The sequence below is a fragment of the Martelella endophytica genome (assembly GCF_000960975.1).
In the GTDB taxonomy this organism is placed as follows: domain Bacteria; phylum Pseudomonadota; class Alphaproteobacteria; order Rhizobiales; family Rhizobiaceae; genus Martelella; species Martelella endophytica.
On the sequence record NZ_CP010803.1, the window covers coordinates 956,421 to 978,119 of the forward strand.

Sequence of the window (21,699 nt, forward strand, 5' to 3'; positions counted from 1 at the left end):
TGATAGTTATCTTATGATAGCATATCTCAACCCATCGGCATAGGCCCGCATATCCAGCCGGCCACAACAGGGATAAACGGCATGAACATTGAAGGTTCCGTCATCATGATTACCGGCGCATCGTCCGGCATCGGCGCTGCGACGGCGCGGGCGACGTTCGCCGCCGGCGCGCGCCTTGTCCTGCTGGCGCGGCGCGAGGATCGCATCACCACCCTCGCCGAAGAACTGGGCAATGCACTGGCCGTCCGTTGCGATGTCACCGACAGGGATCAGGTAGCCGTCGCCATCCAGCAGGCCAAAGACACCTATGGACGGGTCGACGTGCTGGTCAACAATGCCGGTCAGGGACTCGAAGCCGCCATCGAAGATATCGCGATCGAGGATTTCCGGGATATTCTCGACCTCAACCTGGTGGCGCCGCTGATCATGATGCAGGCGGTGCTTCCACTGATGCACGCCCAGGGCGCCGGCGCCATCATCAATGTGAGCTCGGGGGTGACGTTTTACCCGCGCCCGCATAGCGGCGCCTATAACAGCGCCAAGGCAGGACTCAACATGCTCTCCGCCGTGGCGCGCGCGGAACTGGCCGATCAGGGAATCGCGGTCTCGACCATGCTTCCCTTCGTCACCGCCACGGAATTCACCGATGCACTCAAGGCCGGCAGCGAGGCGGCCAGGGCCGAGCCCGCCGCGGCCGTGGCCCACACGCCAGAGAGGGTCGCGGACAGAATTCTCGACCTGATCAGGAGCGGCGACGAGCGGGCGGATCTCGTTCCCCAACGTTTCGGCGGATCGCTTGCGGCGTGATGATGGACAGCAGCCGCAACATACAAGCCGCACAGACAATAAACGGAGGAAGCCAATGCTGATGCAGGTCACGAGCAGCGAAATTTCCCTGTCCAATCTCTTCACCACGCCGCCCGCGGACCTGCCCTTCATGCGCGATGTCGTCGTCCGGTCCTTCCTCATCACGGGAGAGAACGGCACGCTGGCGATCTACAACGCGCCAGGCCTGTCGGAAAGCGCCACGATGGAAGGCGGCGCGCCGAAAACGCTGCTGATGAGCCATTGGCACGAGGAAATGTATGGGCCGCCCGACCTGGACCTGACGCCCTATGTCGCGGCCGCCGATCGGGCCGAGACGGCACGCTCCCTGCCAAACGTCCGGACCTTCGATGCGTATCAAGATAGCCGGGCGGATATCGACATCATCCCGACGCCCGGTCACACCGCTGGCTCCGTCATGTTCCTCTGGACCTCAGGAGACCACAGGGTTCTGTTCTGCGGCGACAGCATCTGGAACCATGACGGCCGCTGGGAGGCGGTGGTGCTCGGCGAAAGCAAGCGCCAGAATTACATCGCCAGCCTTGAGGCCATCGCAGAACTGGACTTCGACGTGCTGATCCCGTGGGTGGCAAAACGCGGGGCCCCTTGCGTGAATGTGTGCGACAGACATACGGCGCGGACCAACATTCTGCAGATCGCCCACCGCCTCAGGCGCGGAGAACGCGCATGATACGGCAAGCGCCACATTTGTCACACACCTGTCGGCCGTCCTGAAACGCATGGTATCCCGGTGCAGCAAACAGCCCGCCGAGCCAGCGCATTTTCCACCGGTCCAGTTCACGCGAGAACCCGGTGCACGGGAATCACGGTGAAAATCCGAACGACAAAGAGTGCATAAGTCACTAACTCGATGCTGCCAATTTCAGCAGTGACACAACCTGTCAGTGGGGTTCGGCACAAAGGTCTTGATGGGAATCGAACTGCGGACCCATCAATTGCTACCCGTATGGCTTTTCGCAGAGCCATCCAAGCGCAGTTGCGACTGCGCTTCACGACATCCAGGAAGGTCTTGCCGGCAGGATCCCGCCCGACAGAACCTGAGTTTGCACAGTAAAAATGATCGCCGACGGGCCTTCAGGCAGATTGCGGAGGCAAGATTGGCCAGCACTGGCCATCAAGAATGAGCATGCTCTTCTTGATAATAGTTGATAATCCGCCTATGTTGTGTTTGTCACAATACGATGGAGGACCGCGTGATTAGCGCCGATCTGGGAAAGCAGCTTGAAAGCTATATTCAGCAACTCGTGGAGACAGGCCGCTACGGCTCGAAAAGCGAAGTGCTGCGTGAAGGCGTGCGACTGGTCCAGGACCGCGAGACCCGGCTTGCCGCGCTGGATGCTTCCATCATGCGCGGCATCGCCGATGCGGATGCAGGCCGGACCAAGCCGGCCAGCGATGTCTTCAACCGTCTCGACGCGAAATACAGTGCAATGGCTGACAACGCCGACAAATCGGCATGATCCTTGAGTTTTCCCGAGAGGCCGAAAACGATCTTGAGCAGATCGCCGATTATATTGCCGAACGAAACCCAAGACGCGCCCTTTCATTCCTCCGGGAATTGCGGAGCAGCTGTGAGGATATCGTCGTTAGCCCCAACGCCTTCGCTCTCGTCCCGCGCTATGAACATCATCAAATCCGTCGACGCGTTCACGGCAACTACCTGATCTTCTACCGCGCTGACAGTGCAAAGGTGGTCATAATTCATATTCTGCATGGCGCCACCGACTATGGCGCCATCCTCTTCGAATGATAAAAACCCCTCGAGCTGCGGCAACCTTGGGCACTGAAGCAGGACCGTGCGGCTACGGCATACGTCTGAGCGTCAAAGCCCAGATCAGCCATCCCACAACCGCTTTTTGTGCGGTTGCCGGGGTGTGATCAAACGACCCGTGTCCGCGAGCTGCTGAAGCATTTTTGCCGGTGATTTGAAGCTTGTCACCACGCGGACTGAAGAAGCCCGCCCAAGTCTAATGAAGATGTTCGGCGAATGTGGCGCGACGTTTATCTCTCTTGCCGCGATACGGCAATGTTCTAGGTCGACAGCGACCTGACCTATTTCCCGATCGCAAATTCGCGCTTTTCCTATGAGATTTTTATGTCTTGGCCTTTCCCCCTCTCTCGAACCCTTATGCGGTTCCGCGCCATATTCTTGCCATCATCGGTAGTCGGCCGGAATGCGACGGGCGCTCTCATAGCTCCCCATAGCGCATCCGATCTTGTGGCGATGACCTGCATGGCAAATGCGTGGAGCAAATAAAGACCCCGCATACGAGAAGAGGTGAGAAATGATCGTCGAGTATGCTCTGAGCGGTGCGGTGACGCTGTTCGTCGCTGCCTATCTGATCTACGCGCTGCTTCGGCCGGAGCGCTTCTGAGTTCCCGAAGGTCCAGTCCGATGAAACAGGCACGGACCATAGGAACGCCGCTTCGCCAGATCCGCAAATCCCTCGATCCGAAGCAGCCCACCCCCCCCAAGGCAGGAAAGCCGCTGCGGGCATCGGACATCATCCTCGCCCTGACCGTGGCGATGGTGCTGTTCGCGCTTGTCGCCCGGCTTTCCGCCGCGCTTTTCGGGTGCGGCTGAACGGACCGAACCGTCACTCATTAACATGCTGGAGTCACGCATGAGCCAGTCCCGATCCGCGAGTCTCTTCGACGCTCGCATCCTTGTCCCCGCACTTGGGGGCGCTTTCAAGAAACTCAATCCGCGTACGTTGGCGAAGAACCCGGTAATGTTCGTCGTCGGCGTCGTCTCAGTTCTGACGACAGTGCTGTTTCTCAAGGACGTCGCGACCGGCGCGGGCGACCTCGGCTTCTCCTTCCAGATCATCCTCTGGCTCTGGTTCACGATCCTGTTCGCGAACTTCGCCGAGGCGGTCGCGGAGGGACGCGGCAAGGCGCAGGCCGACTCGCTTCGCCGTTCGCGCACCGAGACGCAGGCCAAGCTGCTCGCCAATTCTGAGAGCAACGAGACCAAGCTCGTCCCGGGCACAAGCCTGAAGACGGGCGACATCGTCCTGGTCGAGGCTGGCGACATCATCCCGTCCGATGGCGAGATCATCGAGGGCATCGCCTCGGTGAACGAGGCGGCGATCACGGGCGAGTCCGCGCCGGTCATCCGAGAATCCGGCGGCGACCGTTCGGCGGTGACCGGCGGCACGCAGGTGCTGTCGGACTGGATCAAGGTCAGGATCACCGCCGAGGCGGGATCGACCTTCATCGACCGCATGATCGCCCTGGTCGAAGGCGCGGAGCGCCAGAAGACGCCGAACGAGATCGCGCTGAACGTGATGCTCGCCGGCCTGACGCTGATCTTCGTCATGGCGACGGCGACGATCCCCGCCTTCGCAGCCTATGCCGGCGGTTCCATTCCGATCATCGTGCTGGTGGCGCTGTTCGTGACGCTGATCCCGACGACGATCGGCGCGCTGCTTTCGGCCATCGGCATCGCCGGCATGGACCGCCTGGTGCGCTTCAACGTTCTCGCCATGTCCGGCCGCGCCGTCGAGGCGGCAGGCGACGTCGACACACTGCTGCTCGACAAGACCGGCACGATCACGCTCGGCAACCGTCAGGCGACCGAGTTCCGGCCCGTCAAGGGTGTCACCGCGCAGGAACTGGCCGATGCCGCTCACCTGGCCTCGCTCGCCGACGAGACGCCGGAAGGCCGCTCCATCGTCGTGCTCGCCAAGGAGAAATACGGCATTCGCGGGCGGGACATGCAATCGCTGCACGCGACCTTCGTGCCGTTCACGGCGCAGAGCCGCATGTCGGGCGTCGACATTGACGGATCATCGATCCGCAAGGGCGCCGTCGACGCCGTTCTCAAATATGTCGAACAGGCATCGGCCGCAAATGGGTCGACACGCGCCAGCGCCGAAAGCAAACGCGAACTCGAGACGATCGCCAACGACATCGCCAAGACAGGCGGCACGCCGCTTGCCGTGGTCAGGGACGGCAAACTGCTCGGCGTCGTCCATCTCAAGGATATCGTGAAGGGGGGTATTCGCGAGCGTTTTAACGAACTGCGCCGCATGGGCATCCGCACGGTGATGATCACCGGCGACAACCCGATGACGGCGGCGGCGATCGCGGCGGAAGCCGGCGTCGACGATTTCCTGGCCGAAGCCACGCCGGAAAACAAGCTGACTCTGATCCGCGAGGAACAGGCCAAGGGCAAGCTCGTCGCCATGTGCGGCGACGGCACCAACGACGCTCCTGCCCTCGCCCAGGCCGATGTCGGCGTCGCCATGAACACCGGCACGGTCGCAGCCCGCGAGGCCGGCAACATGGTGGATCTGGATTCCGATCCGACCAAGCTGATCGAGATCGTCGAGATCGGCAAGCAACTGCTGATGACCCGCGGGGCGCTGACCACGTTCTCGATCGCCAACGACGTCGCGAAGTATTTCGCGATTGTGCCGGCCATGTTCATCGCGCTCTATCCGAAACTCGGCGTGCTCAACATCATGGGGCTCGCAACGCCGCAAAGCGCGATCCTGTCGGCGATCATCTTCAACGCGCTGATCATCATCGCCCTCATCCCGCTTTCGCTCAAAGGCGTTGCCTACAAGGCCATCGGCGCGGACGGGCTCCTGAGGCGCAATCTTCTCATCTACGGGCTTGGCGGCCTGATCGTGCCGTTCATCGGCATCAAGGCGATCGACCTCGTCATCACCGCCATCGGCCTCGCCTGACCACAAGGAACGCGACACATGACCATCCTCTATCTCGTTCTCGGACTGGCGGTCTTCGGGCTTCTGCTCGTCATGACCGACGCCGTCGACCGCGCCTGATCTTCCAACGATGTCGGAGACTTCTCGATGTTCATTCAATCCATATTCTTCGTCGTCCTCGTCGTTGGCGGCACGGCGCTCATCTCCTGGCCGCTCGGCCGCTACATGAAATGGGCCATGGACCCGAACAGGGGCGAGGCCGGCGGCTTCACCCGCCTGTTCCAGTCGATCGGCGGCGCCACATGCATGCAGGACCAGAACTGGAAGCGCTACATGGTCGCCATGCTGGCCTTCAACATCGTCATGTTCGTGGTCACCTTCGGGTTTCTCGCCCTGCAACAGGCCCTGCCGCTCAATCCCGACGGCAAGGGCGCATTGGAGGGCAGCCTGATCTTCAACACGGCGGCCTCGTTCACCTCCAACACCAATCTGCAGCATTATTCGGGTGAGGTATCGCTCAGCTACCTGTCGCAGCTCGGCGGGCTGATGTGGTTGCAGTTTGTGTCTGCGGCCACCGGCATCGCGGCGCTTGCCGCGCTCGCCCGCGGTCTTGCCGGCAAGCCGCTTGGCAATTTCTTCGTTGACCTGCAGCGCGCCACCTTCCTCGTCCTGCTGCCGGTCGCCTTCGTATTCGCCATCCTGCTCGTTCTCGGCGGCGTGCCGATGACCTTCGATGGAGCGGCGGTCGCGATCACGCTGGAAGGCGTGCAGCAAACCATTGCCCGTGGTCCGGTCGCCGCCTTCGTGTCGATCAAGCAGCTCGGCACCAATGGCGGCGGCTTCTTCGGTCCCAACTCGACCCATCCGCTGGAGAACCCCAGCTTCTGGACCAATATCATCGAAATGGTCGCCATCATCCTGATCCCGATGGCCTGCGTATGGATGTTCGGCCGGATCTTCGAGCGCAAGCGCCACGCCATGGTGATCTTCGCGGTCATGCTGGGCTTCATCGCGGTCAAGATCGCTGGCGCGGTCTATTTCGAATCCGCGCCGACCGAAGCCTTCGCCAACCTGTCGATCGAGCAGACCGTCGGCAATCTCGAGGGCAAGGAACTGCGCTTCGGCGCGACCGGCGGCCCTCTATGGTCGGTGCTGACGACCTCGACTTCGAACGGTTCGGTCGGGGCCATGCATGACAGCCTCAACCCGATGACAGGCCTGATGCCGATGATCGGCATGTGGCTCAATTCCACCTTCGGCGGCGTCGGCGTCGGCATGATCAACATGTTCCTCTATATCGTCGTCGGCGTCTTCATTGCCGGGATGATGATCGGCCGCACGCCGGAATATCTCGGCTGGCGCGTGGAAGCGCGGGAGGTGAAGTTCGCGCTGTTCGCCCTGTTGGCGCACGGCCTCTTCATCCTGGGAGGAACAGCAATCTTCGCCGCAACACCGTGGGGCGCCGACACGCTCAACAATGTCGGACCGCACGGCTTCTCCGAAATGCTCTACGAGTTTACGTCGGCCAGCGCCAACAACGGCTCCGGCTTCGAGGGGCTCGGCGATGGCACCGTTCCGTGGAACATCGCGACCGGGATCGTGATGCTGCTCGCGCGGTTCATTCCGATCATCCTGCCGCTCGCGATCGTCGGCTCGCTCTCGGCCAAACGTCGGAGTGTCGAATCGAGCGGAACGCTCAGCGTCGAAAGCGGCGTCTTCGCGACCATGCTCGCCTCGACGATTTTCGTCATCGGCGCACTTACCTTCTTCCCGGCGGCGACGCTCGGCCCGATTGCCGAACACGTCATGTTCATGAACTGATCCGGAGATCCGAAAGATGCAACTTTTTCTCTCGAGTATTCGCATTGCCGCGGCGACCATGGTGATATGCGTCGCGGGCTATGCAACAGCCGTCTGGGCCGTGGCCCGGGCGATCGCCCCCGACACGGCCAATGGTTCGCTGATCATCGGCGAAAGCGGCGCGGTCATCGGCAGCCGCCAGGTGGCGCAGGCCTTCACCGAACCCCGCTATTTCTGGCCGCGGCCATCGGCCGTCGATTATAACGGCGCGGGCGCCGGCGGCAGCAACAAGTCGCCGACGAGCGCCGATGTCGAAGATCGCGGTCGCGCGATGGTGGAACGCTACGGCGCGACCCCGGACAACCCGTTGCCTGCCGATCTCGCAGCCGCATCCGGAGCGGGTCTCGATCCGCACATTTCCGAAGAGGGCGCGCTCTATCAGGCCGGACGCGTGGCGGCCGCGCGTGGACTGGAGAGGGCACAGATCGAGGAACTCGTCCGCCAGGCGTCGTTTTCGCCCGGCGGATTCCTCAGCACGGACCGCATCGTCAACGTCCTTGAGCTCAACATCGCATTGGACGCAGTGGATTGAGCGTGATTGTCCGCAGACCAAAAGCGCCATACCTATGCGATGACATGTCCATCGAAGCCGTCTCCGGGATCGACGGTTCGCAGACCCGGAGGCGGCATCATGGAAAGTGGAACGGCGGACGGCTCGACAAGCGGCTGCACGATCGGGTGGTTGCATTTGATGGCCTCAACGTGGCGGGAATAGCGAGATGGGATCGGAAGAGTCAACGCGCGATACAACACGGCCTTCTCCTGACGCGCTGCTGGAAAAGGCGGAGCAGGAAACACGCGGTCGCCTGAAGATCTTTCTGGGCGCCGCGCCCGGCGTCGGCAAGACCTACGAAATGTTGCTGTCCGGCCGCGCCCGCAAGTCCGATGGCGACGATGTCGTCATCGGCGTGGTCGAAACCCATGGCCGGAAGGAAACCGAGGCCCTGGTTCGCGGTTTCGAGATCATTCCAAGGACAAAGATCGAATATAAGGGCCGGATCCTTGAGGAAATGGATCTGGATGCGGTGCTGGAACGCGGTCCGGCCCTGGTGCTTGTCGATGAACTGGCGCACACGAACGCGCCGGGCAGCCGTCATCCCAAGCGGTATCTCGATGTTCTCGAACTCCTCGACCATGGTATCGACGTCTATACGACGCTCAATATCCAGCATCTGGAGAGCCTGAATGATGTGGTCGCGCAGATCACGCGGATTCGGGTCCGGGAGACGCTTCCCGATTCCATTCTCCAAAAGGCCGATGACGTCGAGATCATCGACATTACCCCCGACGACCTGATCAAGCGGCTGAATGAAGGCAAGGTCTATGTTCCGAGGACCGCCAAGCGCGCGATCGAGAACTATTTCTCGCCGCGGAACCTGACGGCGCTGCGCGAACTGGCCTTGCGCCAGACGGCCCAGCGGGTCGACCAGCAACTCCTCTCCCAAATGCGCCAGAGCGCGATCGAGGGGCCGTGGCCGGCCGGCGAGCGGATTCTTGTTTGCGTCAACGAGGATCCATGCTCGTCAGGGCTTGTGCGTTACGCCAAAAGGCTCGCGGACCGGCTGCACGCGCCATGGGTCGCGCTCCATGTCGAAGGGCGGCGCACGCAGAGCCTGGACGATGATGGTCGGGATCGGATCGCCGCGGCGCTGCGTCTGGCCCAGAGCCTCGAAGGGGATGCGGTGACCGTTCCCGGTGGAGGCGGTCGTGTCGCCGCCGATATCGTCGCCTATGCCCGCGCCAACAACATCACCCATATCGTCATCGGCAAGAGCGAGCGGTCTCGATGGTTCGAGATCCTGCACGGTTCCGTCGTTCACGAACTTGTCCGTCATGCTGGCGACATCAGCGTCGATGTGGTGGCCGGAAGCAAGCCTGGCGGCGTGCCGGCGTCCAGAGCCTCCGTCGCGGTCGCGGAACCGCGTTCGCGCCCGGACTGGAAGGCCTATCTGAAAGCAACGATGGTCGTTGCGATGGCGGTCGGCTTCGGCTTGGCGCTCTGGCCCTGGCTCGGCGTCGAACACATCGCGCTGATATTCCTGACCGGCGTGGTCACCGTCGCCGTCTGGTTCGGCCTGTTACCATCGCTTTACGCCAGCGTTTTGTCGGCCGCCTGCTACAATTTCTTCTTCACCAATCCCTATCATACATTCCTGATTTCGCGACCGCGCGAGATCGTATCCGTCGTGTTTTTCACGATCGTGGCCGTGATCGTGTCGAATGTCGCCGCGCGCGCCAGGGCGCAGACGATCGCCGCCAAGGCCCGGGCCCGAACGACGGAAGCGCTCTATTCATTCAGCCGGAAACTGGCCGGAGCAAGTACGCTGGATGACGTGCTGTGGGCATCGGCCCATCAGATGGCCTCCATGCTCAAGGCGCGCATCATCATCCTTCTGCCGGAAAACGGCACGGTGGCGGTCAGGGCGGGCGTGCCTCCGGATGATACGCTTGTCGATGCCGACATCGCGGCGGCACGCTGGGCGTTGGAACATAACCGACCGGCCGGACGGGGGGCGGACACCTTGCCGGGCGCCGCCCGCCTCTATGTCCCCCTCACCACAGGCGAGACGCCGGTGGGCGTGGTCGGCCTGGACAGTGACAGGCAAGGACCGCTGCTTACGCCTGAAGAGCAGCGGCTGCTGGATGCGCTGGCCGACCAGGCAGCGGTTGCCATCGAGCGCATCCAGTTGGTCGCGGACGTCGACAAGGCAAGGCTGGCCGCGGAAGCCGACAAACTGCGCTCCGCATTGCTGGCATCGATATCGCACGACCTCAAGACCCCGCTGGCGGCCATTCTGGGTGCTGCCGGAAACCTCCGTGACTATTCGGCGGCGCTGAGCGAACAGGATCGCAATGACATGCTTTCCACGATCGTCGACGAGTCCGAGCGGTTGAACAGGTTCATTGCCAATCTCCTCGACATGTCGCGGATCGAAACCGGCGCGATGGAGCCGAACGCTTCGCTGCAATATCTCGACGACATGGTGGGATCAGCGCTCCGCCGGGCGCAAAAGATGTTGTCGCGGCATCATGTTCGCACCGAACTGCCGGCAGATCTTCCCATGCTCAAGGTTGATCCCGTCCTGTTCGAGCAGGTGATCTTCAATCTTCTGGACAATGCGGCGAAATACGCGCCACCGCAGACCGCGATCCGGATGCGAGCGTGGAAGGATGGAAATTGGGTGATGATCCAGATACTGGACGAGGGACCGGGCATTCCGCCGGCCGACCTGGAAAGGGTCTTCGACAGCTTCCATCGCGCGCGCAAGCGCGACCATGTTCTCGCCGGCACGGGTCTGGGCCTTTCGATATGCAGGGGGTTCGTCGAGGCGATGGGGGGCACGATCACATCCGCCAACAGGACGGATCGCAGCGGCGCCGTCTTCACGATCCGGATGCCGACGCCGGCGAACCCGCCGAGAGTGGGAGATGCATCATGACCAATCCAACCATCCGGATACTCATCGTCGACGATGAAGTGCCGATCCGCAAACTGCTGCGCGTCGGTCTGTCGGTCGAAGGCTACAAGGTCGTCGAAGCGATGAATGCCAGGGAGGCGACGGAGAGCGTCGCCGCAGGCGAGCCCGACCTGATCATCCTGGACCTCGGCCTTCCCGATATGCCAGGACATGACCTCCTGGCCAAGTGGCGCAACGAAGGCGTCGAACTGCCGATCATCATCCTATCGAGCCGGACGGACGAAGCCGGCATCGTCAGGGCGCTGGAACTCGGCGCCGACGACTATGTCACCAAGCCCTTCGGCACCAAGGAACTGGCGGCGCGCATCCGCGTCGCCTTGCGTCACAAGCTCCAGCAACAGGGCGAACGTCCGGTCTTCCAGACCGGCGCGCTCTCCGTCGATCTCGTCAAGCGGATCGTCAGGGTCGGCGAAAAGGAGATCAAGCTGTCGCCGAAGGAATACGACATCCTGCGCGTTCTCGTGCAACACGCCGGCAAGGTCATCACCCATCGGCACTTGCTCGAGGCGGTCTGGGGCGGCTCCGCCGACGTCCAGTATCTCCGCGTCTATGTCCGGCAGCTTCGACAGAAGATCGAGCTGAGCCCGGACGAGCCGCAATACATCACGACGGAAACGGGCGTCGGTTACCGGCTGCGCGAAGCCGACTGATATCGACCTGGAAGCGCCCGCGAGCGCAGCCCACGGGGTCAAGCACTGGAAGTGAGTAGCATATGAAAATCTCCGAAGTCATGCGGCCGGACGATGTCCTGATCGATGTATCTGCCGCCTCCAAAGCCAACCTGCTGCAGCTGATGTCCAATCGGGGGGCACAGGTCCTTGGCGCTGATCGATCGGACATTGTTGGCGCGTTGGAGCATCGCGAGAAGCTGGGATCAACAGGTTTCGGCGCCGGGATCGCCATTCCTCACGCGCCGGTTGAAGGCGTAGCCGCGCCGTTTGCGCTCCTGATCCGGCTTGCGAGGCCGATCGCGTTTGAAGCGATCGACGATCGACCCGTGGATGTCATTTGTCTGATCCTCACGCCGCCCGGCGACCAGGCGGAGTACCTGAAGCTTCTATCGACGATATCCCGCAAATTGCGGTCTTCCGAAACACTCAAGACCATCAGATCCGCCACCGACGCCGGGCAGATCTACGCCGCGATCGCGATGTGCGAAGACTGACTGATGTCGCTCGACCTGTTGGAGCAATCGATCTTGCCATTGTTCGAGCTGTTTGGCGTGGAGATCGAACTGCCACAAGAGCCCGGCCATCGTTTTCCTGCCCTTGATCGCGACGGCGAAGACGCCGAAGAAGTCTCCAGGATTAAACCATCCAGCTTTCACGGGCAGAGCACTCCCTTTCGGGTCTTTGCCCGGATATTGGAATGAGACAGCCCTTAGCGATGGCCGGCATCAAAGGTCTCGAAGGGATTCGAACCAGCGATCCGGCAGGGATGACGTCCTCTCAGCAAGGAATTAAAATTGCATGGAAAATCTCAGCGTCGCTTCCTGGCTCCGGAAGTTTTCCGCAAATTGGCCCCGATACTCACCGCGAAGCTCGTACTTGTCATTGGCCATGAACTGCAGTCCAGCGGTCACATCAAGCAGGGTGTCTGGCATTGCTGCCGTTGAAGTAAAATCGAAGGCTTTCTGGCCGCGATAATAAGCCGTTACATCCGTAGCGATGCCATCGTTGGACTGATAGGTTAATCCGACGGAGGAATAAGGCCGCAGCCAGCTGCTTTGGCCGAGATCGAACCGCGCGCCCGTTTCGATCGCCGGATGGGCGGCAAAGGTCCATTGATCGATGCCGCTGACCGCCATGTTCAGGATCGTGCCATTCAACTGGTAGTCCGACATATGGGTATAAACGAGATCGAGGTCCACGAGCGGACGCAGATACCAGTCCGAGAACGAAAACTCGTAGGCCGCGCGGGCGCGCAGACCGGCGGTGAAGACGTTCGGCGAGGCCGAACTCGTCCAGACGTCATCGCCTATGTCGAATGTATTGGTTATCTCATTGCCGGCATAGCCGATTTGCGCCGCACCGGCGAACAGCCATCCACCGGACTGATGCTTCAGCGCAAGCGCGGCATCGCCGCTGTTTGCGCTGGTTTTCGTGAATTGATCGGCGCTGTTGCCCCAGGAATTGGTGTAGCCGAGTGTTCCGCCGAGATACCAATTGTCCCCGATTTCCCATTGCGCACCCACGCGCCAAGTCTGGTCATGATCAACGAAACCGTCGCTCTTTCCGGAATCGCCCGTCTCGGAACGGCGCGTACCGACCTTGCCCCAAACGCAGGCGCTTTCAACAACCATGGTTCCATCGCCAAGGAAGGTCGGGCAACTCAACGCCGAAGACAGGGACAACTGGCTTGAAAGCGTCATCGCCGCCGCATCCTGCATGGTGCTCTCCGGCGAAAGGCTGTCGATCGCCTCGTCGTAGTCGCCCCTCGTGTCCGCATTGGCGATCGCGCCAAATGCGTAGGCCGCATCCCCGTCGGATTGATCCCATGCACGCTGGAGCGCGTCGAGCATCGATGCTTCCGTGGGCGTCAACTGTCGCGGCGCCGAGGCAAGGAAGGTTGCGCTCGTCGCCGTCGCTGAAAGCGCCCCGTCCGAACCGCCGGAGTACTTCCATCTTATAGGAGAGCCATCCTTGATCGTCACCGGCGAGCCGACCAGTGTACCCATCGCCTTGGCGATCTTAAAAGTGTCACCGGGAAGCAGCTTGCCGACGACATGGGGATCGACGCCGCCGCCGCTCTGGAACTTTATGTCGCGAGTCGAGGTGACCATATCGGCGCTGTATTGATCGCTGTCGTCACGCAGCAAGTCTACGAGAAGGCTGCCGCCCGAGCGGACGACCAGATTGCCGTCAACCATGGTCGACGTGACGTTCTCCGTTCCGCCGACGTCGAAAACCCCTGAATTATAGAAAAAATGCCCCGAACTTGTTCCAAGGTCGACGATCCCGTTTGCAGCGGAACGATACGTCGCGCCGGTCTCGTTGTAGAAAAAGTTGCGCTCCTTCGCGCGGCCGCCATTAACCTCGATATTACCGATAATTGTACCGCGATTGTAGATCGTTTCGTTGCCGTAGGTTCCTTTGATCGCAACGCCTGAGCCGGCGCTGACGATAGCGTTGCGTCCGAAATTGATCGTGTTGCTCTCCGTTCCGCCTTCGATGAAGAGAGCAGCGCCGCTACCCGTGCCGCCGGTCAGAACCCCGTTATGGGTGATCGAGATGGACCCGCCTTTGCTGGTCTTCTGATCCAGAATGCCGCTCGTTTCCTGAAAGCCGCTCTGGGCGTAAATACCGTAGGAATCCTCGCCTGTCGCTGAAATGCTCCCGACCGTATCGATCGTGATCGCGCCACCCCTGCCCTTGGATTCAAAGCGTTCTTTGCTCGATGAGGCATCGGGAGCAGCGCCCGGTGCTGCGCCAAGCGCATTGAGAACGGTAAGGGCGCCGCCACCGCCGCCGAGCGATTGCGCCCATATGCCGTGGGACTGCTCGCCCGTCGTCGTGATCGCCATTCCGGGTTCGGCGCCTGACATCGCAATGTCGATCGCGCCGCCGTCGCCTATCGAACCGGTATCTCCGACAAAACCTTCATTCTTGTACGCACCGTAAACGCCGTTGGTCGTGCCGATGCCGCCATAGCCACCGCCACCGCCCACAGTCTGGGCGAAGATAGCATGGGAGGCGGTGCCCGCAGTTGTGATCACACTGCGATCGCCAAGTGTCAGCTTGATATTGCCCCCGTTTCCGGACGAGGCGCCATCGCCGCCGAAGCTGAGGTCATTCACAATGATGACACTGCCGCCGCTGGTTGCGTTCTTGCCAAACCCGCCGCCCCCACCGATCGTCTGCGCGAATATCCCCAACGCGCTGTCGCCCTCGGTCGAGACCTTGCCTTCGTTGACAAGATCGATGTCGCCGCCATGGCCGGACGCACCGCCATCGCCTCCCACCGTGACGGTCACTTTCGACAAAACCGGAAGCAGGTTCGTCGAAGAATCATATGTCGCCGTTCCGGCATCGGGCAGGACGCTAGCTGCCTGCTGCGTCTCGAACGCAAGATCCGAGATCAGCGTTTTGGTTTCCCGGATGCGTTTTGCAACGTCCGCCGAAACATTGTCCGCGTCGTTCAGCGCGGCGAGCGCAGCGTCGAGTTCACCAAGTTCCTCAGCGACGCTTTGCTGCGTAACGGAGGATGCCGCATCATCGAGATTGACATAAAACGCGCCGCCGCCACCCCCAATGGATTGCGCGACAATAGCGTGAGAGGAAGCGCCCGAGGTATGGACCGAGCCGGTATTGTTCACCGTAACCTTGCCGCCGTGGCCCTGCGCGCCCTCGTTACCTCCAACCGTCACGCCCACCGCTATGCTCAGCGCGTTATCGGAGGACGATGCGCCCCCAACGCCGCCGCCGCCGCCCACGGACTGCGCCCACATGCCATAGGAGCCGTCGCCCTCGGTGAGAATCGCGCCTGCATTGCTCGCGGCAACGCGACCGCCATCGCCGCCATCGCCGCCCGATCCGCCAACGGCAACCGTTACATTGAGCTTCTGCGTGCCGCTTGCATAGGCAGTTCCTCCGGCGCCACCGCCACCGCCGATCGACTGGGCGAACATGCCATAGGCGTTGCTGCCCGCTGTCGAAATGATCGCGCTTTCGTCGTTCGTCGCGGCGATATCTCCGCCTCGTCCGCCCCTGCCGCCGGAACCGCCAACGCCGACATTCACGGAGGCGTCGATCAAATCGAAGTCTTCATCGTAACCGAGCAACGAGGTTTTGAGCTTCTTCTGGAAACTTTCCAGGGCCTCCGCCTTCATCACCTTCAGATAGGTTGTGGCGGCGATGGCTGTGACCTTGAAGAGGTCGGCGGTTACCTCGGCATTGTCCATCCGGTCAATGGTCTCGTGGATCTCGTAGATTTCGCTGACCGCGGCGCTCAATTCCTTCGCTTTACCCAGAAACTTTGTAGACTTGCTGTCTTTATCGATCAGCTTGGAAATCGTCGACGCTTCCGAAAACGCCTCGGTCACAATCGAGAGCGCCCCATCGACGCTGGAAATATCGGAGAGGGAATAGGAATGACGTTTCTCGCCGGTAAACGAACCGCCATTGCCGCCACCACCGCCGACGGACTGGGCAAAGATACCGTGCGAACCCGCCCCCTCGGTTGTCACGGAGCCGGTATTGCCGGCGGTTATCGCCCCGCCCGAGCCGCCGCCGCCGCCCGATCCCCCAACGGATACATTGACGGAAATCGCCGTATCGCCGCTGCCCTGGAAGCCGCCACCATCGCCGCCGCCGCCGCCGATGGAACGGACAACAATCGCACTCGCATTGCTGCCAAGCGTGGAAATCGAACCGCGATTTGACACGGAAACCCGGCCGCCATCGCCGCCGTCGCCACCGGCGCCGCCAACCGCGACATTGGTCGAGATGAAGTCACCTTCCAGACCGAGAAGATCGAGATATTTGTCCAGCCCGTAATCGACGAACCAGTCGGCGGAAATACCGGAGCCGGACGCCGCGTCCGCCGATCCGCCATTGCCGCCACCGCCGCCGACGCTGCTCGCATCGATCGCATAGGCAAAGTTTCTGGCCGTGGAGATCGTACCTTCGTTCTCGACGCCGACGGTCCCGCCATTGCCGCCGCCGCCGCCCGAGCCGCCGACCGCGGTGGAGACCGACACACTGTTGAAATAACTGATCAGATCGCCGACCGAATCGGAATCGCCGCCATTGCCGCCACCGCCGCCAACGCTGCGGGCAATGATCGCCGTGGCGTTCGATCCTAATGTCGCCAGCGAACCGTAATTCGTGACAGCAACATTGCCGCCTTGACCACCGCCGCCGCCTGAGCCGCCGACAGCAACGCTGACATCCACGGCAGGCGCGTCCTTCAACTGCGCGGCCAGCGCATATGACGACGCATCGCCTGCATCGCCACCGCCGCCGCCAACGCTTTGCGCGGCAATCGCCGATGAATCGGCCCCGGCTGTCGTGATCGCACCGCGGTTGACGAGCGTGACCGTACCGCCAGAACCGCCATCTCCACCGGATCCGCCAACAGAAACGGGGAGCGATATGGCAGGAATCATTTCTGCCGAGATCGCCACCGAAGATGCATCGGCTCTACCACCTGTGCCGCCGCCCCCGCCGATGCTCTGGGCAAAAAGCGCGATCGCTGAATCGCCATAGGTGACCAGGTCGGAGACATTACCGACATTGACCGCTCCGCCAGCCCCGCCGCCCCCACCCGAACCGCCGACTGCAATGCTGATTGAGGGAAGGATTCCCGCGCTGTTCGAGGACGCCGCCCCGCCAGCGCCGCCGCCCCCGCCAATGCTCTGAGCCAGGATTGCGAAAGATGCCTCATCCAGGGTCACGATTGATCCGCGCGCACTCGTTTGCTGTCTGGCATCCCGAAGATTGCCGACCGTGACCGTTCCGCCATCGCCACCGTTGCCTCCGCTGCCGCCAATCGCCACCGATAGAAGGAATGAATAGTTTTTCGAGGCGCCTCCGTCCCCCCCGTCGCCACCGATGGACTGCGCCTGAATGCCGTTGGCGGCGATCCCTTCGGTCCTGATCGTTCCGGTATTCGAGACCCTGACGGTATTGCCCGCGCCGCCATTTCCGCCGCTGGCGGCTCCACCACCGAGAAACGAAAGAAAGCCGGCGCCACCGCCATCGCCGCCGCCGCCGCGCACGTAAAGGCCGGCGGTGGAATCGAACGCATTCATAGGATCGCCGCCACCGATTGACTGCGCGACGATTGCCGTTGAGCCATCGCCCAAGGTGAGGATTGTGCCTGCATTGTCGACGTCGACGCTGCCGGCAAGGCCGGAAGCGCCGCCATCCGCGCTGAAGACCGTGCCGCCGCGACCGTTCCCGCCTGAACCCGACACCGACTGCGCAACAATTCCGAAAGAAAACGCGCCGAGCGTGTTGATCTTACCCGCGTTGGTGGCCGAGACATTGCCTGCATCGCCACCGCGGCCGCCGTTTACGTCCTCCCCAAGGGCGGAGCCGCCCTTGCCGCCGACGCTTTGCAGCACGACAGCCGTCGAAGCGCTTCCCTTTGTGGTGATATTGCCACTATTGCTGAAGTCCACAGCGCCCGCATCGCCGCCGAACGCCGCGGTTATCGAGAAATGCTCTCTCCTCCATTTGTCGCTTGAACCACCTTCGCCGCCGGCAGACAGCAATATCAGTGCGGGCGCGTTCCGCCCGTCTGTCTCGACCAACGAGGTTATGGTGGCTTTCACGTTTCCACCATTGCCACCCCGCGCGTCGCCAGAATGCTTCGTCTCTCTTCCGCCGTTTCCACCTCTGGAGACAAGTTTGGCAATAGCATATCGGTCGCCGCGCACTGTCGTCGGTGAATGGATCCCAAGTTTGACTTCAGAGCCATTGCCGCCGAGCCCGCCTGTCGAAACAGCATAATAGTTGCGCTCACCATCCGCTCCGTTACCACCTGTTGAACTCAGAAGAATCAAGGGTGTGGCGGAACTCTGATTGCGGGAAAGCGTGACGATCGTTCCATGCTGGTAGAAATCGACCGCGCTTCCATCACCGCCGGAGTAGGAGTTCACGTTGTAACCGAACGAACTGGTCGGCGGATCTCCCCTGCCACCATTTCCACCGACCGATTCCAGCTTGATCTGCGCGCCGGTTTGTCCAGCCTCGCCCATCGTGCCGAAATTGCGGTCATAGATGTCGGAGGGGCGTTCGCCGTTGGTTGGAAATGTACTGGAGCCGAAGAAGCTGTATCTGTAGTCTTGTCCGTTGTTCCCGCGATTGTAGACGTGCAATGTTCCGTATTGCCCACGATAATCGTGGGCCTCGGCAATAGTTGAACACAAGCAAATTGCGATGATCAGCGTGCTGGCACTGTGACGAAATGACGATGAGGAGAGACGATTGTCGGGCACAGACGGACTTCCATATTGTTCATAAATGCGGCTTCGCTTGCCAAGCCTTACATTCAGTCGGCGATCGAGAAGCGGAAGTCAAATCTAACCGCGATAAAATCAATGCAGGACCGAGACCATTTCTGGTAATACTTTGAACTGCACTGCCCCCTTGAAAACCGGACCGTTCACTGAAGTCGCCCGAACATTTCGCTTTATGTGAGCGGAATGCTGCTCTGGAGCTCGACAAGAAGGCTTGCCCTCAAGGCAATGTCGCTCCCCACCTTGATGCCCACGACACGCACGACCGTCGAAACCTCATCCCGTTTCAACAATCGCGACACGCCCGCTTTCGAACTGTTCAGGGAAGCGCTTCGCGCAAACAAAGTTGCATGACGGCTTGCCATGACGCAGGGCATACCGATCAAGGCGGCCGCCGTCGGGCGTGTCCCGACAGATGCGATGGACATGAGGATACCGGCTGTCTCTAGACGCCGGACGACAGAAGCGGGGACAATACCGGCCGCAATTCCACAGCGCTCACCTTAAGCGCGGCGTCGCCTTGACCATCGGCAAGACGGGTCCTGAGCGTCAGCCGTACACGGTCACCACTCGCGGCCATCCGGATTGGCGGGGTCCGCAAGACCCCGGTCCATGTTTCGGTCGGATAAAGGAACGGGAAGCTCTCGGCCGGAGGGGCCATCGCCGTCGCCGTCAGACCCGTTTCCGACGGGTCGACCAGTTCCAGTGAAATCTGACGCCAGCAGGAACTGGCCGAGACTTCCACCTGGCATGCGGCCTCGACCCACGTACCCGCACTCAATGACTGGGGTGTGTCAAAAACAACTCTGCCCTCCCCGACACCGACCGCGAGGCGCTGCCAGTTTCCAGAGCCGTCATTGCGCCGGCACAGACCCGCAGGCATGATGCTTCCCTCAAGCGATACGCATTTGCCGCTGCTGCCCTCTCCGTCCAGAAACGGGTTGGGGAAGAGACAACCCAGAGGATTGTCAACCGGATCGTAACGGTCATCCCGGGAATGAAGCGATACGGGCAGCGGAGGCAGGATCTGTTGTAGCCGGCCTGCCAGCCACTTGCCGACATGGTAGCCCCCCAGAATCGAGAAATGCGTTCCGTCGTTGGAATATCCGTCCCGAGGAGAGCCGTCGGGGCTCATCGGGTCAACCCACGCTTCGTTCCAGTCGAGCACGTGGCAATTGACGTGCGCGTCCGCAAAGGCGAGGCCCATGCGATTGATCCAGTGCGCCTTGGCCCGCGGCGCGCTGCCGGCAACCCACTTCTCGGTTCCCCGCGCGAGGACCGGCAGAAGCAGAACGGTCTTTCCGGCATCGAGCAGGCGGCGGCAGATGCGTTCGCGGATGGCAAGGATGGTTTCCTTGGTTTCGACCATCATGTCGTTGGTGCCGGCGTCGACGATGATGATGTCGAAATCGGCGGCCAAAACCCGGTCCAGCCGGCGCTCGATCTCGATCGCTTTTTGTCCGGAGACGCCGAAATTGAACCCGGAGAATCCGCGCGTTCTTCCGGGCTGGCCGCTCGGTTCCCAACCGGGGATCACCCGCGGGTCATGAAACACCGGCGTCCGGAAGCGACCGCCGGACAGAACCTCCGCCCAGCTCATCCAGCCGCGCGCCGAGGTCTGGATATTGCGTGCATCGGCCCAATGATTCTGCTGCACCAACGAGGTGCCGATCAGGGCAACCCTCCCACTTCGTGGAAGGATTGCAGGGACATGCCTTTGGCTCTCAATCGACATGATGGGGAAGGTCCTTTTGTTCTAGAGAAAATCCTGGCCGCCGTTCACCTGGATGATCTCACCGGTCAGGAAGGAGGCTTTGTCGCTCACCAGAAACTCGATGACCGAGGCAACTTCCTCGGGCTGGCCAAGCCGCTTCATCAGAATGTTGTCCTTCCAGCTCGCGAACACCTCGGGCTTGCTCGCCTTGATGTTGGCGTGGAAGTCCGTGTCGATCGTGCCGGGAGAGACGGCGTTGACCCGGATGCCGTATTCCGCGAGGTCCTTCGCGAGCGCCCGGGTGAGCGTGGTGACCGCCGCCTTCGAGGTTCCATAGACGCCGGCACCCGGACCGCCGGCATTCCAGCCCGCGTTGGAGGTGAAGTTGACGATCGAGGCGCCCCCGGCCTTCTTGAGAAGCGGGATCGCCGAACGGGTGACGAAGAACACGCTGTCGAGATTGAGCGCCATCACCTTGCGGAAGAAATCCGTTTCCATGCCCTCGAACCGGCTCCGACCGCCAAGCCCGCCGGCATTGTTGACCAGCACATCGAGATCCTGAAATCTCGCCCCGATCTCATCAAAGGCGGCAAGGACGGCGTTCTCGTCGGTCACGTCGAAGAGGTAGAGATCGACACCGATCCCCTCGGACTTCAGCGCCGCAACCGCCGCCTTGCCCTGCTCCTCGTCGATGCCGTTGAGGACGATGTGATAGCCCTGACGTCCGAGAACCTTTGCCGTGGCAAGGCCGATGCCGGCGGTACCGCCGGTGATCATTGCAATCTTGTTCATTTCAAAACTCCGTTCTGTCACTTGAGAAAATCAGCCCGGCAGGGCGTGAAGATATCGAGAAGCGTGCCGGCCTCCAGGCAGACGGCGCCATGCTCGATGTCGGGCTGCTTGTAGGTGGCATCCCCGGCGGACAGGATTTTCTTCGTCCCGCCGATGTTGAATTCGAACCGACCCGACAGGATGTAGGTGATCTGCTCGTGCGGATGGCTGTGCAGCGCGCCGACCGCGCCGGTTTCGAAATGCACCTCGACGCACATCAGATTGTCGGCATAGGCGGTGACCCTGCGCTTGATGCCGCCGCCGATATCCTCGAGTTCGCTTCCCGCTGCAGGGAAATAGTTCTGGACTGTCATCGCTGGTCTCCTGAAG

Annotated in this window: 17 protein-coding genes; 13 read left to right on the plus strand and 4 right to left on the minus strand. The window is 61.5% G+C overall.

The genetic code is table 11. The features are described from left to right. The first annotated feature begins 81 nt into the window (after positions 1-81). The 13 genes from TM49_RS04410 (at position 82) to TM49_RS04470 (ending at position 12,233) form a co-directional block, all read left to right on the plus strand. A complete protein-coding gene (locus TM49_RS04410) occupies positions 82-807 on the plus strand; it encodes an SDR family oxidoreductase (protein ID WP_045679700.1) in 726 nt (241 codons plus the stop codon). 55 nt (positions 808-862) lie between these two features. After that, positions 863-1,516: an MBL fold metallo-hydrolase gene (locus TM49_RS04415; protein WP_082074614.1), complete on the plus strand. Its 654-nt coding sequence runs from the start codon at positions 863-865 to the stop codon at positions 1,514-1,516. Positions 1,517-2,039: 523 nt separating this feature from the next. Further along, the gene (locus tag TM49_RS04420) at positions 2,040-2,306 is read left to right on the plus strand and encodes a type II toxin-antitoxin system ParD family antitoxin (RefSeq protein WP_045684767.1); all 267 of its coding nucleotides are present in this window, start codon (positions 2,040-2,042) and stop codon (positions 2,304-2,306) included. Then, a complete protein-coding gene (locus TM49_RS04425) occupies positions 2,303-2,596 on the plus strand; it encodes a type II toxin-antitoxin system RelE/ParE family toxin (RefSeq protein WP_045679701.1) in 294 nt (97 codons plus the stop codon). Before TM49_RS04420 ends, TM49_RS04425 begins: the two co-directional genes overlap by 4 nt. A gap of 535 nt (positions 2,597-3,131) precedes the next feature. Beyond that, positions 3,132-3,221, plus strand: coding sequence for a K(+)-transporting ATPase subunit F (gene kdpF, locus TM49_RS04430; RefSeq protein ID WP_045679702.1), 90 nt, complete (start codon positions 3,132-3,134; stop codon positions 3,219-3,221). Between the two features lie 20 nt (positions 3,222-3,241). Then, positions 3,242-3,430, plus strand: coding sequence for a hypothetical protein (locus tag TM49_RS04435; protein WP_045679703.1), 189 nt, complete (start codon positions 3,242-3,244; stop codon positions 3,428-3,430). A 40-nt stretch (positions 3,431-3,470) separates the two neighbouring features. After that, positions 3,471-5,543, plus strand: coding sequence for a potassium-transporting ATPase subunit KdpB (gene kdpB / locus TM49_RS04440; RefSeq protein WP_045679704.1), 2,073 nt, complete (start codon positions 3,471-3,473; stop codon positions 5,541-5,543). A 126-nt stretch (positions 5,544-5,669) separates the two neighbouring features. Continuing rightward, positions 5,670-7,343: a potassium-transporting ATPase subunit KdpA gene (gene kdpA, locus TM49_RS04445; protein ID WP_179945014.1), complete on the plus strand. Its 1,674-nt coding sequence runs from the start codon at positions 5,670-5,672 to the stop codon at positions 7,341-7,343. A 16-nt stretch (positions 7,344-7,359) separates the two neighbouring features. Beyond that, on the plus strand, positions 7,360-7,914 hold the full coding sequence (locus tag TM49_RS04450; protein ID WP_045679705.1) for a potassium-transporting ATPase subunit C: 555 nt from the start codon (positions 7,360-7,362) through the stop codon (positions 7,912-7,914). A gap of 187 nt (positions 7,915-8,101) precedes the next feature. Further along, on the plus strand, positions 8,102-10,822 hold the full coding sequence (locus TM49_RS04455) for a sensor histidine kinase (protein ID WP_045679706.1): 2,721 nt from the start codon (positions 8,102-8,104) through the stop codon (positions 10,820-10,822). Then, complete coding sequence (locus TM49_RS04460; protein WP_045679707.1) at positions 10,819-11,511, plus strand: response regulator transcription factor; 693 nt, start codon at positions 10,819-10,821, stop codon at positions 11,509-11,511. The genes TM49_RS04455 and TM49_RS04460 overlap by 4 nt, the downstream gene beginning before the upstream one ends. 62 nt (positions 11,512-11,573) lie before the next feature. Further along, on the plus strand, positions 11,574-12,026 hold the full coding sequence (locus TM49_RS04465; protein ID WP_045679708.1) for a PTS sugar transporter subunit IIA: 453 nt from the start codon (positions 11,574-11,576) through the stop codon (positions 12,024-12,026). Positions 12,027-12,029: 3 nt separating this feature from the next. Further along, positions 12,030-12,233, plus strand: coding sequence for a hypothetical protein (locus TM49_RS04470; RefSeq protein WP_045679709.1), 204 nt, complete (start codon positions 12,030-12,032; stop codon positions 12,231-12,233). Positions 12,234-12,320: 87 nt separating this feature from the next. On the opposite strand, the gene TM49_RS04475 is transcribed toward TM49_RS04470, so the two are convergent. The 4 genes from TM49_RS04475 to TM49_RS04495 form a co-directional block, all read right to left on the minus strand. Further along, the gene (locus TM49_RS04475; protein WP_144409474.1) at positions 12,321-18,803 is read right to left on the minus strand and encodes an autotransporter outer membrane beta-barrel domain-containing protein; all 6,483 of its coding nucleotides are present in this window, start codon (positions 18,801-18,803) and stop codon (positions 12,321-12,323) included. Between the two features lie 466 nt (positions 18,804-19,269). Then, positions 19,270-20,559, minus strand: a complete 1,290-nt coding sequence (locus tag TM49_RS04485; protein ID WP_082074616.1) for an SGNH/GDSL hydrolase family protein — start codon at positions 20,557-20,559, stop codon at positions 19,270-19,272. A gap of 21 nt (positions 20,560-20,580) precedes the next feature. Continuing rightward, a complete protein-coding gene (locus TM49_RS04490; protein ID WP_045679712.1) occupies positions 20,581-21,330 on the minus strand; it encodes an SDR family NAD(P)-dependent oxidoreductase in 750 nt (249 codons plus the stop codon). Positions 21,331-21,347: 17 nt separating this feature from the next. After that, entirely contained in the window at positions 21,348-21,683 is a 336-nt protein-coding gene (locus TM49_RS04495; RefSeq protein WP_045679713.1) for a cupin domain-containing protein, read from the minus strand. Between the last annotated feature and the right edge of the window lie 16 nt (positions 21,684-21,699).